This is a genomic window from Rhodococcus sp. NPDC059968 (genome assembly GCF_042738615.1).
GTDB lineage: Bacteria > Actinomycetota > Actinomycetes > Mycobacteriales > Mycobacteriaceae > Rhodococcus_F.
Map to the genome: position 1 here is coordinate 1 of NZ_JBHWUE010000168.1, position 12,918 is coordinate 12,918.

Annotated in this window: 13 protein-coding genes and 1 pseudogene; 8 read left to right on the top strand and 6 right to left on the bottom strand. The window is 69.3% G+C overall.

Translation table 11 applies throughout. The annotated features are described in order from the left end of the window. The first annotated feature begins 161 nt into the window (after nucleotides 1-161). The gene (locus ACFWAY_RS50965; RefSeq protein ID WP_378452230.1) at nucleotides 162-422 is read left to right on the top strand and encodes a WhiB family transcriptional regulator; all 261 of its coding nucleotides are present in this window, start codon (nucleotides 162-164) and stop codon (nucleotides 420-422) included. Nucleotides 423-454: 32 nt separating this feature from the next. Here the strand turns inward: ACFWAY_RS50965 and ACFWAY_RS50970 are convergent, their stop codons facing one another. The 3 genes from ACFWAY_RS50970 to ACFWAY_RS50980 all read right to left on the bottom strand — a co-directional run bounded on the left by ACFWAY_RS50970 (nucleotide 455) and on the right by ACFWAY_RS50980 (nucleotide 4,251). Then, entirely contained in the window at nucleotides 455-2,503 is a 2,049-nt protein-coding gene (locus ACFWAY_RS50970) for a prolyl oligopeptidase family serine peptidase (RefSeq protein ID WP_378516144.1), read from the bottom strand. A gap of 48 nt (nucleotides 2,504-2,551) precedes the next feature. Next, nucleotides 2,552-3,565, bottom strand: coding sequence for an iron-siderophore ABC transporter substrate-binding protein (locus ACFWAY_RS50975; RefSeq protein ID WP_378516145.1), 1,014 nt, complete (start codon nucleotides 3,563-3,565; stop codon nucleotides 2,552-2,554). A gap of 62 nt (nucleotides 3,566-3,627) precedes the next feature. Continuing rightward, complete coding sequence (locus tag ACFWAY_RS50980) at nucleotides 3,628-4,251, bottom strand: GNAT family N-acetyltransferase (protein ID WP_378452227.1); 624 nt, start codon at nucleotides 4,249-4,251, stop codon at nucleotides 3,628-3,630. A gap of 129 nt (nucleotides 4,252-4,380) precedes the next feature. Here ACFWAY_RS50980 and fdhD point away from each other — a divergent pair, with 129 nt between their 5' ends. After that, the gene (fdhD, locus tag ACFWAY_RS50985) at nucleotides 4,381-5,208 is read left to right on the top strand and encodes a formate dehydrogenase accessory sulfurtransferase FdhD (RefSeq protein ID WP_378452226.1); all 828 of its coding nucleotides are present in this window, start codon (nucleotides 4,381-4,383) and stop codon (nucleotides 5,206-5,208) included. 10 nt (nucleotides 5,209-5,218) lie between these two features. Here the strand turns inward: fdhD and ACFWAY_RS50990 are convergent, their stop codons facing one another. Continuing rightward, nucleotides 5,219-5,860 (bottom strand): 3-oxoacid CoA-transferase subunit B, encoded by a 642-nt coding sequence (locus ACFWAY_RS50990; protein WP_378452225.1) that lies wholly within the window; start codon nucleotides 5,858-5,860, stop codon nucleotides 5,219-5,221. Further along, nucleotides 5,857-6,606, bottom strand: a complete 750-nt coding sequence (locus tag ACFWAY_RS50995; RefSeq protein WP_005248111.1) for a CoA transferase subunit A — start codon at nucleotides 6,604-6,606, stop codon at nucleotides 5,857-5,859. The genes ACFWAY_RS50990 and ACFWAY_RS50995 overlap by 4 nt, the downstream gene beginning before the upstream one ends. A gap of 152 nt (nucleotides 6,607-6,758) precedes the next feature. Between ACFWAY_RS50995 and pcaH the strand changes: the two genes are divergently transcribed. The 6 genes from pcaH to ACFWAY_RS51025 are packed head-to-tail and all read left to right on the top strand — an operon-like array spanning nucleotide 6,759 to nucleotide 12,735. Beyond that, the gene (gene pcaH, locus ACFWAY_RS51000) at nucleotides 6,759-7,472 is read left to right on the top strand and encodes a protocatechuate 3,4-dioxygenase subunit beta (protein WP_378452224.1); all 714 of its coding nucleotides are present in this window, start codon (nucleotides 6,759-6,761) and stop codon (nucleotides 7,470-7,472) included. Then, nucleotides 7,472-8,113 carry a protocatechuate 3,4-dioxygenase subunit alpha gene (gene pcaG, locus ACFWAY_RS51005; RefSeq protein ID WP_378516146.1) on the top strand — a complete coding sequence of 214 codons (642 nt, stop codon included), beginning with the start codon at nucleotides 7,472-7,474 and terminating at the stop codon, nucleotides 8,111-8,113. Before pcaH ends, pcaG begins: the two co-directional genes overlap by 1 nt. Before the next feature lie 28 nt (nucleotides 8,114-8,141). Next, nucleotides 8,142-9,494: a 3-carboxy-cis,cis-muconate cycloisomerase gene (pcaB, locus tag ACFWAY_RS51010; protein WP_378516147.1), complete on the top strand. Its 1,353-nt coding sequence runs from the start codon at nucleotides 8,142-8,144 to the stop codon at nucleotides 9,492-9,494. After that, nucleotides 9,491-10,693: a 3-oxoadipate enol-lactonase gene (pcaD, locus tag ACFWAY_RS51015; RefSeq protein WP_378516148.1), complete on the top strand. Its 1,203-nt coding sequence runs from the start codon at nucleotides 9,491-9,493 to the stop codon at nucleotides 10,691-10,693. The genes pcaB and pcaD overlap by 4 nt, the downstream gene beginning before the upstream one ends. Further along, on the top strand, nucleotides 10,690-11,487 hold the full coding sequence (locus ACFWAY_RS51020; RefSeq protein ID WP_378452220.1) for an IclR family transcriptional regulator: 798 nt from the start codon (nucleotides 10,690-10,692) through the stop codon (nucleotides 11,485-11,487). Before pcaD ends, ACFWAY_RS51020 begins: the two co-directional genes overlap by 4 nt. A 36-nt stretch (nucleotides 11,488-11,523) precedes the next feature. Then, a complete protein-coding gene (locus tag ACFWAY_RS51025; RefSeq protein WP_378452262.1) occupies nucleotides 11,524-12,735 on the top strand; it encodes an acetyl-CoA C-acetyltransferase in 1,212 nt (403 codons plus the stop codon). A gap of 21 nt (nucleotides 12,736-12,756) precedes the next feature. On the opposite strand, the pseudogene ACFWAY_RS51030 reads toward ACFWAY_RS51025, so the two are convergent. Then, a pseudogene (locus tag ACFWAY_RS51030) lies at nucleotides 12,757-12,918 on the bottom strand (histidine ammonia-lyase); the annotation flags it as partial.

Sequence of the window (12,918 nt, forward strand, 5' to 3'; positions counted from 1 at the left end):
AGCACCCGCACCACCGCAACGCGCCCTGCGTAGACCGCAGACCGCTCGTCCTCTCGGGCGACTCCGTGCCCTCGCCATAAATAAACGGTATTGGGTCTAGCCGCGAGATCCCTCCACCACCTTTACCGACCGACCTTCTCCCGGGAAGGGGAGATCTCCCGATGACCGACGTCCTGGACACGACCCTGTCCACCCTGTTGCCTGCCTCCGACGACCCCGCGGGCTGGGTCGACGCCGCGTGCCGCGCCGACCCGGAGCCGGACCGGTGGTTCCCGTTCCCGACCGAGGATTTCGCGTACGCGCGCGACGTCTGTCAGCATTGCGCACTGAGGATGCGCTGTGAGCTGTTCGCCAGGGCCACCGGTCAGACCGGCGTATGGGGTGGCAAGGAATTCGATCGGGGTCGCGAGAAGCGGACGTGAACTCCGCCTCGGAGCGGCCCCGGTCCGCCGGGCTACCGGCCCAGGATCTCGGGCAGCGCGACGTCCTCGCCCCGCACGTGCTCGGAGAGGAAAGACAGCACCACCTGGTACCAGACCTTCGCGTTCTGCGGGGTGAGGATCCAGTGGTTCTCGTCCGGGAAGTAGAGGAAGCGGTGTTCGGTGCGACCGTCGTCGTCCGCAGGCAACCCCGACTCGGACAGCAGCTCGAACCACAGCCGCAACCCGTCGCCGATCGGTACGCGAAAGTCCTTGTCGCCGTGAATGACCAGCATCGGAGTGACGATGTCCGCGACGAACAGGTGCGGCGAGTTCTCCACCGCCATCTCGGGCGTCATTTCCCGCTGCCAGTACCAGGCGGCGTCGGTGGTGGGGCCGAACTGGTCCAGCGCCCACAGACTCGCGTGGGTGACGATCGCCTTGAACCGGTCGGTGTGTCCGGCGATCCAGTTGGCCATGTAACCGCCGAACGATCCGCCCATCGCCGCGGTGCGCTTCTCGTCGATCTCCGGCAACGCCACCGCGGCGTCGGTGATCGCCATGAGATCGGTGAACGGGGCCTTTCCCCACTTACCCCAGCCCCGCTCGACGAACTCCTGCCCGTAGCCGGTGGACAGCGCCGGATCCGGCAGCAGCACGGCGTATCCCCGCGCCACGAGCAGCCACGGATTCCATCGCCACGACCAGGTGTTCCACGAACCGAGGGGGCCGCCGTGCACCCATAGCGCGAGAGGTACCGGCGCGTGAGCGGAGGCGCCGGTCGGCACCGCGAGCCACGCGCGCACCGCCGCGCCGTCGGCGGCGACCGTCTCGACCTCCGTCAGCGTGCCCGGCAACTCGGGGAGCTCGGCGGGCGCCTTCAGCAGTGACACGGCGCCGGTGCTGATGTCGATGCGCGCCGGGTGCGGCGGCGCCGCGTACGACGCACGCAGTGCGAACACCGTCGACCCGTCGGGGGCCACCTGCAGGTCGGTGTACGCGCAGTCGTCGGTCGTCACCGGTGTCGGGTCCGCGCCGTCACGGAGCAGGAAGATCGGTGCGCGCCCGCGGTCGTCGGCGGTGACGAGGAGCCCCGAGCCGTCGGACAGCCAGACCACGGACGTGGCCCACCGGTCCCATCCCGGCACCACCTCCGTGACGGTCCCCGTGTCGAAGCTATAGCGGTGCAGCGTGAATCGAGGCGCGGAGTCGGGTGTCGCATGCGATTCCCGCGTGAACACGATGCGCCGTCCGTCCGGGGAGATCACGGGGTCCGACAGATCGGCGTCGGCGTCGTCGACGAGGACCGTGCGCGCCCCCGTTTCGGTGTCGACGCGCACCAGGATGTTCCGGATCGACGCCAGCGGACCGGGAACCGTCCACGAGGTCACGACGAAGGCGCCGTCGTCGCTCAGCGCGTAGTTCGCCTCCCGCAGCGCCGGACCCGGCATCGGGGTGAGGTCGGTCAACTCCGGCTCCGGCCCGTTGTCCGCGAGCGCGTCCAGCGGGGCGGACAGGAGATGGGGCACCTCGGGACCGAGATCGTGGTCCCAGTAGCGAATCGGGTAGCCCGTGTGCAGGATCGCCGAGACCTTCTTCTCCTTGCGCTGGGCGCGCACCCGCTCGTCGTCGGTGGACTCGCCGGATCTCCCCAGAACCCCGGTAGTGACGACGAAACGCGGCGCGCACCGAGCGGCGCGGACCCCCGTGATGCCGCCGCCGCGGCGCGCGACGACCACCGCCTCGCCGCCCCGCGCGGGCAGTTGCCACAGGTCGTCGGGCAGGTCGTCCTCGTCCTGCGTCGGACGCGAGGACGTGAAGAGGAGATCGCCGTCGCTGGTGAACGTCGGGTTGGACTCCCCACTGCGACCACGGGTGAGCCGGCGCGCCGCGAACTCGCCGGTGGGATCGATCTCCCACAGCGCGGTGACGTACTTCGTCGACTTCTCGTCGAGCGTCGACTGCGCGACGACGAGCCTTCGCCCGTCCGCGGACAGCGCGAGGCCGCCGACGCGGCCGAGCGCGAGGTAGTCGTCGAGGTCGTCGAAGGGAGTTCCGGCGTGGAGTTCAGGAATCGCGGTCACGAGTCGTTGGTATCACGAACCGGGCTCACACCGTCGGACATCCGCGTCTCAGGCGAGCAGGGGCGCGACCCGCGGCGGGATCTCGTTCAACGCATACGGCAGGCTCAATACGGTGCTCCATGCCATCGCCTCGGCGGCGGCGTCCTCGAGCGTGATCGTGCGGCCCGCCTTCACCACGTCGAGTTCCTGATAGATCGGCGTCTTGTCGAGTTCCGTGCGCAGCTTGTCGCCGTAACCGCCCCCCGCGTACCAGACGAGGAGGTCGACGTTCGCGAGCGACAGCTGCTCCGTGCTGATCTCGGCGAAGTTGCCGGTGATCTGCTCTGTCACAGCGGGGTTGACGAAGCCGAGTTCGGTGAAGAAGCGGACCTTCGGGTCCTCCGGGCCGTACACGCCGAACTGCCCCGGGCCCTTGAGCGCGCCGACGAGGACGGACTTCCCCGCGAATGCCGGGTTGGCGGCCCGGACGTCGGCGAACTGCGTCTCGACGGAGGACACCAGCTCGGCAGCCTTGTCCTTCTTACCGAGCGCGTCGCCGAGAATCCTCGTCTGGTCCTGCCACGGGACGCCGTAGTCGGCGAAGTCCGCGGGCTGCGCCACCGTCGGCGCGATGGCGCTCAGCTTGTCGTACTGGGCCTGGGTGAGGCCGGAGTAGGTGCCGACCACCAGGTCCGGGGCGAGGGTCGCGACCTTCTCGAAGTCGATGTTGGTGGATGCCGTGCCCACGATCTCGGGCTGCGCATCGCCGAGGAGGTCCTGCGCCCACGGCCACACGCCGTAGGGGTAGTCGCCGTACCAGTCGAACGTGCCGGCCAGCGTGCCGCCGAGCGCGAGGATCGTGTCCTGGTCGTTGTAGCCGACACTGACGATGCGCTGCGGGTCGGTCGGCACCTGGGTTTCGCCGTACTTGTGGGCGATGACGGGGCCCGACGGCTCACTGCCGGTGCCGGAGCCGTCGCCGTCCGAGCTGCTGCAGGCCGCGGCGAACGCGAGCAGCGCTCCCCCGGTGCCCACGAGGAATCCGCGTCGGCTCAGGCCGATCCTCTGTTGACCCACGTTCATGCGGCGACCCTCTCGTCTACCAGGTACTACGATCCACTTAGGTAAGGCTTGCCGAGCTTAGCCTAAGGGGTCGCACGAACGGGTTCCCGCCACATCGCCCACAGCGTCGGCCCGCCGTCCGGTATCCGGATCTCGCCGGTGACGTCGAAGCCGAAGCGCTGGTAGTAGGAGATGTTGTCTTCCTTGCTCGACTCCAGATACGCGGGGAGCCCCTCGGCATCACAACGGTCCAGCCGCGACTGCAACAGCGCCTTCCCATAGCCGCCGCCCCGTCCCGCGCTCGACGTTCCGATCGTCGCCAGATACCAGTGCGCGGGATCGACCGGGTGTGCGTCCTCGACGGTTCCGCTCACCGCGGCCCCGACGCCCAGCCGGGTGCCGAACGCGCGGACCAACCCCGGCAGGCTGAGGAGCGACGACAACGTCGACTCCTTCCAGCCGCCCGGCGGATCCCACATGGCGGCCCCGCGGATCACACCGTCGTCGTCTTCGGCCAGCTCGGCTCCGCCCCCGGCGAGGTGGTGATGGCGGATCTCGACCGAGAACAGTCTCGGGAGGCCACGGCGCCTGCGCTCCGGATCCGGCCACATCCACACCATCACGGGGTCGTCGAAGAACGCGTCGGCCAGGACGCGCACCACCTCGGGGAGGTCGGATCTGGTCGCAGCTCGCACGCTCACACCCATGCCCAGAGGGTACGGGCCCATCACGGCGGCGCGCGGGAACGACTGGCCGCAGTCCCTGGTTCGGGGCCACTATGGACTCATGACCCGCCCCTCGTTCACACGTAGTCCGCTCGAATCCGGCGGCAGGTGATGGGCCGCGTCACCGCGCGACGCCCGGTCGTCCGCATCACCGAGCACGGAACGACACGCAGACCCGATGCGCTGGCCGTCGAAGAACCCCTCGAGATCCGGGTCGGCGGCCGTTCGCTGTCGGTGACGATGCGGACACCGGGCGACGACATCGATCTGGTGCACGGGTTCCTGCTGACCGAGGGCGTCATCGAGAGCCGCGACGACGTGTCCGTCGTCCGATACTGCGACGGCGTCGACGAGAGCGGAGCCAACACGTACAACGTGCTCGATGTGGTTCTGGCCGAGGGCGTCCCGGCGCCGGGTGGACCCGAACGCCGATTCGTCACGTCGTCGGCATGCGGGGTGTGCGGCAAGGCGTCGCTGGACCAGGTGCGGACGCGGTCACGATTCCCGTTGTCCGGCAACGACTTGTCGGTGACGGCGGCCACGCTGTCGTCGATGCCGGCCACCCTGCGGTCGGGTCAGCGCATCTTCGATTCGACGGGCGGACTGCACGCCGCGGGCCTGTTCACACCCGACGGCGCACTCGTCGCGTTGCGCGAGGACGTCGGCAGGCACAACGCCGTCGACAAGGTGCTGGGGTGGGCGCTGACGCAGGATCGGGTGCCGCTGTCGGGCAGCGTCCTGCTCGTCAGCGGGCGCGCGTCCTTCGAACTGGTGCAGAAGTCCGTGATGGCGGGGGTACCGATGCTCGGCGCGGTGTCGGCGCCGTCCTCGCTGGCCGTCGACCTGGCACTGGAATCCGGCACGACGCTCGTCGGCTTCCTCCGCGGGGAGTCGATGAACGTCTATGCCGGAGCCCAGCGCGTGAAGATCGGGGCCTGAGCGGGCTCTTCTAGACGGTGGCGTCGACGAGGAGCTTCGCGCCGGTGGCCGCCTGGACGTCCTCGACGCTGTGGCCGGGAGCGGTCTCGACGAGGCGCAGGCCGTCGGGGGTGACGTCGATGACGGCGAGATCGGTGACGATCTTCTGGACGCAGCGCTTGCCGGTGTACGGCAGCGTGCACTCCTCGAGGATCTTGTGCTCACCCTTCTTGGTGACGTGATCCATCATCACGATGACCTTGCCTGCGCCGTGGACGAGGTCCATCGCGCCGCCCATGCCCTTGACCATGGCGCCCGGGACCATCCAGTTGGACAGGTCGCCGTGGCTGCTGACCTGCATGGCGCCGAGAACGGCCACGTCGACGCTGCCGCCGCGGATCATCGAGAAGGAGTCGGAGGAGGAGAAGAACGCGCCGCCGGCGACCACGGTGATGGTCTCCTTGCCTGCGTTGATCAGCTCGGGGTCGACCTCGTCGTCGGTCGGGTACGGCCCGACGCCGAGGATGCCGTTCTCCGAGTGCAGGATGACATCCTTGCCGGCCGGGATGTGGCCGGGGATCAGGGTGGGCATGCCGATGCCGAGGTTCACATACTGCCCATCCTCCAGCTCGGCTGCGACCCGGGCCGCCATCTCGTCACGCGTCCAGCTCATGCCCGCACCGTCCTGTTCTCGATTCCCGTTTCCTGCTTGCCGACCTCGACCACACGCTGGACGAAGATGCCGGGGGTGTGCACCTCGGCGGGGTCGATCTCGCCGGGCTCGACGAGGTACTCGACCTGCGCGATGGTGATGCGACCGGCGCCGGCGGCGTCCGGGTTGAAGTTGCGGGCCGTCTCCCGGTAGACGAGGTTGCCGAGGCGGTCGCCCTTCCATGCGTGGACCAGCGCGAAGTCGGTGCGGATGGCGCGTTCGAGGACGAAGGCCTCTCCGTCGAACTCGCGGGTCTCCTTGGGCTTGCTCGCCACCGCGATGCCGCCCTGGCCGTCGTAGCGGATCGGCAGACCGCCGTCGGCGACCTGCGTCCCGACACCGGCGGGGGTGTAGAAGGCGGGGATGCCCGCTCCCCCGGCGCGCATGCGCTCGGCCAGCGTGCCCTGCGGGGTGAGCTCGACCTCGAGCTCTCCGCTGAGGTACTGCCGCGCGAATTCCTTGTTGGCGCCGACGTACGAGCTGATCGTGCGCCGGATCCGGTGCTGCTCGAGGAGCAGACCCAGCCCGAAGCCGTCGGTGCCGCAGTTGTTGCTGACCGTCTCGAGGTCGGTCGCACCTTGTGCGAGGAGGGCGTCGATGAGGACCGAGGGGATACCGACGAGGCCGAAGCCGCCCACCGCGAGGGACGCTCCGTCGGGGACATCGGCAACGGCCTCGGCCGCCGTTGCGAAGACTTTGTTGACCATGTGACCCAGGCTACCGCAAAATGTTCGAGTAGTGAACACCCATCCACATTGCGAACAAATTTGGCCCCGCCTGTTGGCCCCATCACAGAACGCGACTACTATGTGCGAATAGCGGCCGACTGTTCACATCGAGAACGTGAGGATTCTTTTCCATGCTGCATCTGCCAGCCCACCACCACGCCGGGCACGACGCCAATGCCCCGCTGCTGTTCCCCGAGTACAAGACGACTCGGCTGCGCAGCCCCAAGAACGACCTGATCCTGGTCCCGCAGCGACTCGGCGAGATCACCGGTCCGGTCTTCGGCGACGCCGACATCGCCAAGGGTGAGAACGACATGACCCACGCCAACGGCGGCGAGGCCCAGGGACAGCGCATCATCGTCCACGGCCGCGTCCTCGACAGTGCGGGCAAGCCCATCCCCGACACCCTCCTCGAGGTGTGGCAGGCCAACGCCGGCGGCCGCTACCGCCACAAGATGGACTCCTGGCCGGCCCCTCTCGACCCCTACTTCAACGGTGTCGCCCGCTGCCTGACCGACAAGCAGGGCCACTACGAGTTCACGACCATCAAGCCCGGCGCCTACCCGTGGGGCAACCACCACAACGCGTGGCGGCCCGCTCACATCCACTTCTCCTTGTTCGGTCAGGCGTTCACCCAGCGACTGGTCACGCAGATGTACTTCCCGGACGATCCGTTCTTCTTCCAGGACCCGATCTACAACTCGGTGCCCGAAGCGGCCCGCGAGCGGATGATCAGCACGTTCGACTACGACCACACCCGCGACAACTGGGCCGTCGGATTCAAGTTCGACATCGTCCTGCGCGGTCAGGACGCCACCCCGTTCGAGGACCCGGAGGGCCACTGATGATCGACACCCAGAACCCCGACGCCCCCCGCTACCCGGTCTTCGCCAAGAGCCAGGACCAGGTGTCGTTCGGCGTCACCCCGTCCCAGACCGTCGGCCCGTACGTCCACATCGGCTTGTTCCCCACCTGGGAGAACAGCGGCGACGCCGTCCCCGAGGATGCGCCGGGCCGAATCGACGTGTCCTTCGACGTCATCGACGGCGCCGGTCAGCCCATCGGCGACGCGATGATCGAAACCTGGCAGGCGGATGCCGCGGGCCGATTCGACAGCCCCACCGATCCCCGCGGTGCCGCCGAGGCGACCCCCGCAGGCTTCCGCAGCCTGGCCCGCGTGTTCGCCGACGAAAGCGGCACGATCGTGGTGCACACCGTCAAGCCGGGCGCACTCCCCGCCGAGAACGGCGCCGTCGAGGCCCCGCACATCAACGTCGGACTGTTCGCCCGCGGCATGCTCGAGCGGCTGTACACCCGCCTCTACTTTCCCGAGGACACGGCCGCGCACGCGTCGGACCCCGTGCTCTCCGCCGTCCCGGAAGCAGACCGCCCCAAGCTGATCGCGGAGAAGACCGGTCGCGGATACCACCTGACGATCCACGTGCAGAACACGGACGGACGGGAAACCCCGTTCTTCGCCCTGTAGTCGGTCACAACCCAGAAAGGTGTCGCGCGTGAACTCTCCGGAGCCTTCCCGGGGTGCCCTGTTCGATCCGACGTTCGGTGCCGGCGAGTTGTCGGCACTGCTCTCGGACCGGGCGTGGGTCACCGCGATGGTCGAGGTCGAGGGGGCAGTGGCCCGGGCGGAGGCGAAGTGCGACGTCATTCCCGCCGCGTCCGCCGACGCCATCTCGTCGGTGTTCGCGCGCGTCGTCGCCGAGGGCTCCGTGGATGTGGGAGCCCTCGGCGAGGCGGCCGCAGCGGGGGGTAATCCCGTGATCCCGCTGGTGAAACTGCTCCGCGACGAGGTCGCGGCCGCCGATTCCGGAGTGCCCGGAAGCCACGTGCACAAGGGCGCCACGAGTCAGGACATTCTCGACACCGCCCTGATGCTGCTGTGCCGCCGGTCGGGTGCGCACATCCTGGCGTCCCTCGACGAGGCGGTGCTCTGCGCCGAGGCGCTCGCGCGGGCCCAGCGCGACACCCCGATCGCCGGCCGCACACTCGGCCAGCAGGCCCTCCCCACCACGTTCGGCGTGCTCGCCGCCGGGTGGATGACGGCGCTGCACAGGGCTTCTCGCGCGCTGTTCGATGCACTCGACGCCCTCCCCGTGCAACTCGGGGGTGCGGCCGGAACGTCCGCGGCGCTCTACCCGCACGGCCTCGACGTCGCCGACGTGCTCGCCGACGAGCTCGGGCTGGCACGTCAGGACGTTCCCTGGCACACCGATCGCACCCGCATCGCACTGCTCGCGTCGGCGCTCGGAGCGGCCGCGGGCGCGGTGTCGAAGATCGCCACCGACATCGTGTTCCTGTCGTCCACCGAGGTCGGCGAGGTCAGCGAAGGGTCACCCGGCGGTTCGTCGGCCATGCCGCACAAGCGCAATCCGGTCGCCGCGATCGCGGCCCGCGCCGCGGCCCGCCGCACCCCGGGACTCGTCGCGACGATCCTCGGCTCGATGGATCACGAGCAGCAGCGCGCCGCGGGTGCCTGGCACGCCGAGTGGGAAACGCTCACGGACCTGCTGCGCCTCACCGGCGGAGCCGTCGCGCGCATCGCCGACTCGCTCGGCGGGCTGAACGTCCACCCCGATGCGATGGCCCGCAACCTCGACATCACCGGTGGCCTGCTCCTCGCGGAACGAGTCACCGGCGCCCTGTCGGCCCGCACCGACAACGCGCGCGACCTCGTGACCGCCGCGTGTGAGACCGGACACCCTCTCGACGAGGATCCGGGGCTCCTCGAATACCTGCAGGCGGACGAGATCCGCGCCCTGCTCGACCCCGCCGGATACCTCGGCCACGCCCACGACATCGTCGACCGCGCACTGGAAACAGTGGCCCGCGGCCGGGAAGGAACGCGATGACAGTCGCACTCGCACACGAAATCTCCGGACCCCGCAGCGGCGCGGCGGACGCCCCCGTCGTCGTCCTGCTCGGATCGCTCGGTTCCAACCGGTCCATGTGGGACCCGCAGATCGCGGCGCTGTCCGACGAATGCCGGGTCGTCGCCGTCGATCAACGCGGCCACGGAAAATCGCCGGCACCGGACGGCCCGTACTCCGTCCGCGAACTGTCCGAGGACGTCCTCGCCCTGCTCGACTCGCTCGGAGTCGACGCCGCCCACATCGTCGGTCTGTCCATGGGCGGGGCGATCGCCCAATGGCTCGGGGCGCACGCTCCGCGCCGGGTGCTGTCGCTGTCGCTGCTGTGCACCGCCGCGAAGTTCGGCGAACCGCAGGGATGGATCGAGCGGGCCGCCGCATCGCGCACCGACGGTCCGGAGTCGCTCGCGGATGCCGTTGTCGCACGCTGGTTCAGCGAGGGGCTCGCCAAGCGTGATCCGGAATTCGTCCGGCACTACCGCGAGATGATCGCGTCGACGTCCCCCGAGGGATACGCCGCATGCTGCGACGCCCTCGCCGACTGGGATTTCACCGCCGATCTGTCCCGCATCAGCGCACCGACACTGGTGATCGCGGGCGAGGAGGATCCGTCCACCCCGCCGTCGGTCATGCAGATCCTCGCGGACGGCATCACCGGTGCCCGGTTCGAGGTACTCTCCCCCGCCGCCCACGTCGCGAACCTGGAGCAGGCAGGCGCCGTCACGGCGCTGCTGCGCGAACACATCGCCGGCGGCGGATACGCGCGCGGACGACGCGCCGCGCACGCACAGGGAATGACGGTGCGCCGCTCGATACTCGGCGACGCGCACGTGGACCGCTCCGTGGCGGGAACCACCGACTTCACGGCACCGTTCCAGGACTTCATCACCCGCACCGCGTGGGGCGACATCTGGTCGCGCCCCGGGCTGGACCACGAGATGCGGCGGCTGCTCACGATCGCCGTCCTCACCGCGGTCGGTAACGACCACGAACTCGACATGCACATCCGGGCCGCGCTCCGCGCGGGTGTCGACGCCGACAAGATCGGCGAGGTGCTCCTCCACACCTCCGTCTACGCCGGAGTGCCCAACAGCAATCTCGGGTTCGCACTCGGCAAACAGGCCCTCGCCGACCTGTCCTCCACCGACACCGGGGCCACGGAGGAGAATTCGCAGACATGACCGCTACCGAACCGACGGAGAAGATCCTCCCGTCCCCCGACTACGTGCAGTCCCTGGCCCGGGGCCTCGCCGTGATCCGCTGCTTCGACGACCGGAATCAGCGGCGCACGCTCAGTGACGTCGCCCGCGCCACCGACCTGACCCGCGCCACCGCACGCCGATTTCTGCTCACCCTCGTCGAGCTCGGCTACGTGGCCACGGACGGTTCCGCGTTCTGGCTCACCCCGCGGGTTCTCGAACTCGGATACAGCTACCTGTCGAGTCTGTCGCTGCCGGAGGTCGCGCAGCCACACCTCGAGAGGCTGAGCCACAAGGTCCACGAGTCGTCGTCGGTGTCGATCCTCGACGGTGCCGACATCGTCTACGTCGCCCGTGTGCCCGTCAGCCGGATCATGACGGTGGGCATCACCATCGGCACCCGGCTCCCCGCGTACGCCACCTCGATGGGCCGGGTCCTGCTGGCGGGACTGCCCGACGACGAACTCGACGCGTACCTCGAAAAGCTCGACATCCAGCGGCTCACCGAACGCACGATCACGGCCCGCGACGAGCTGAAAGCTGCGATTCTCGCGGTCCGCGCGGACGGTATCTGCGTACTCGACCAGGAACTCGAGGCAGGCCTGCGGTCGATGGCCGCCCCGATCCGCAATGCCTCCGGGCTGACCGTCGCCGCGGTGAACATCTCCACTCCGGCCGCGCGATACAGCCTCGAGGATCTGCATTCCGCTCTCATCCCGTCGCTGCGGGTCACCGCAACCGACATCGAACAGGACCTCGCCACCGTCAATCGCTGACGCAGTGCCCGAGGAATCTTCATGAAAGGTCATCCCATGCGTGACGTCGTCATCTGCGAGCCCCTGCGAACGCCGGTCGGGCGCTTCGGCGGAGTGTTCAAGGACATCACCCCTCAGAGTCTCGCGGCCACCGTCATCACGGCGCTCGTCGAACGCACCGGCATCGAGGGCAGCCAGATCGACGACGTCATCCTGGGCCAGGCGTCCCCGGGCGGGGAGGCCCCGGCCATCGGCCGGATCGCGGCCCTCGACGCCGGACTCGGCATCGACGTCCCGGGCATGCAGGTGGATCGTCGCTGCGGATCCGGTCTGCAAGCGGTCATCACCGCCGTGCTGCAGGTGGCGTCCGGCGGCAACGACCTCGTCCTCGCCGGTGGCGCCGAATCCATGAGCCAGGCCGAGTTCTACACCAACCCGAACATCCGCTGGGGAGTCAAGGGCGAAGGGGTGCAACTCGCAGACCGGCTCGCCCGCGCCCGCGTCACCGCCGGCGGCGCGAACTTCCCCGTGCCCGGCGGCATGATCGAGACCGCCGAGAACCTCCGCGCCGAATTCGACATCAGCCGTGAGGACCAGGACGCGCTCGCCGTGCAGTCGCACCAGCGTGCCGTCGCCGCGCAGGAATCCGGCCGCTTCGCCGAGGAAATCGTCGGAGTGACGGTGCCGCAACGCAAGTCGGACCCGCTCGTCGTCGACAAGGACGAGCACCCGCGCGCCGACACCACGGTGGAGTCGCTGTCCAAGCTCCGCGCCATCCGCTCCAAGATCGACTCCGCCTCCACCGTCACCGCAGGCAACGCCAGCGGGCAGAACGACGGCGCCGCCGTGTGCATCGTGACGACCGCCGAGAAGGCGAAGGAACTCGGGCTGAAGCCCCTCGCCCGCATGGCGTCCTGGGCCGTGGCCGGCGTCCCCCCGCGCACGATGGGCATCGGCCCGGTGCCCGCCACGGAGAAGGCTCTCGGTCAGCTCGGACTGTCACTGTCCGACATCGGTGTCATCGAACTGAACGAGGCCTTCGCCGCGCAGACCCTCGCCGTCCTCCGGAGCTGGGATCTCGACCCCACCGACGAACGTCTCAACCCCAACGGATCCGGTATCTCCCTCGGACACCCCGTCGGTGCCACCGGCGGCCGCATTCTCGCCACCCTCCTGCGGGAGATGGACCGTCGCGAATCCCGGTACGGGCTCGAGACGATGTGCATCGGCGGCGGCCAGGGACTGGCCGCGGTGTTCGAGCGGGTCTGACGCAGAAACGCGGGTCTGTCGTCAGGCCAGCGCACCCACGACACCCTCGGCGGTCCCGAGCAACCTGCCCGAGGCCGCGAGGGTGACCGCGGCCTCGATCTCCGGCGCGAGGTGACGGTCGGTCCCCGGTCCGGCGACCTGCTCACGGATCGTGTCCCGCACCGCACCCGTCGCCGGCGACGG

Bases quoted from the DNA above. Each gene is read 5' to 3' on its own strand.
- ACFWAY_RS50965 (WP_378452230.1), top strand. From the start codon at position 162: ATGACCGACGTCCTGGACACGACCCTGTCCACCCTGTTGCCTGCCTCC.
- ACFWAY_RS50975 (WP_378516145.1), bottom strand. From the start codon at position 3,565: ATGAACGTGGGTCAACAGAGGATCGGCCTGAGCCGACGCGGATTCCTC.
- ACFWAY_RS50980 (WP_378452227.1), bottom strand. From the start codon at position 4,251: ATGGGTGTGAGCGTGCGAGCTGCGACCAGATCCGACCTCCCCGAGGTG.
- fdhD (WP_378452226.1), top strand. From the start codon at position 4,381: ATGGGCCGCGTCACCGCGCGACGCCCGGTCGTCCGCATCACCGAGCAC.
- ACFWAY_RS50990 (WP_378452225.1), bottom strand. From the start codon at position 5,860: ATGAGCTGGACGCGTGACGAGATGGCGGCCCGGGTCGCAGCCGAGCTG.
- ACFWAY_RS50995 (WP_005248111.1), bottom strand. From the start codon at position 6,606: ATGGTCAACAAAGTCTTCGCAACGGCGGCCGAGGCCGTTGCCGATGTC.
- pcaH (WP_378452224.1), top strand. From the start codon at position 6,759: ATGCTGCATCTGCCAGCCCACCACCACGCCGGGCACGACGCCAATGCC.
- pcaG (WP_378516146.1), top strand. From the start codon at position 7,472: ATGATCGACACCCAGAACCCCGACGCCCCCCGCTACCCGGTCTTCGCC.
- pcaD (WP_378516148.1), top strand. From the start codon at position 9,491: ATGACAGTCGCACTCGCACACGAAATCTCCGGACCCCGCAGCGGCGCG.
- ACFWAY_RS51020 (WP_378452220.1), top strand. From the start codon at position 10,690: ATGACCGCTACCGAACCGACGGAGAAGATCCTCCCGTCCCCCGACTAC.
- ACFWAY_RS51025 (WP_378452262.1), top strand. From the start codon at position 11,524: ATGCGTGACGTCGTCATCTGCGAGCCCCTGCGAACGCCGGTCGGGCGC.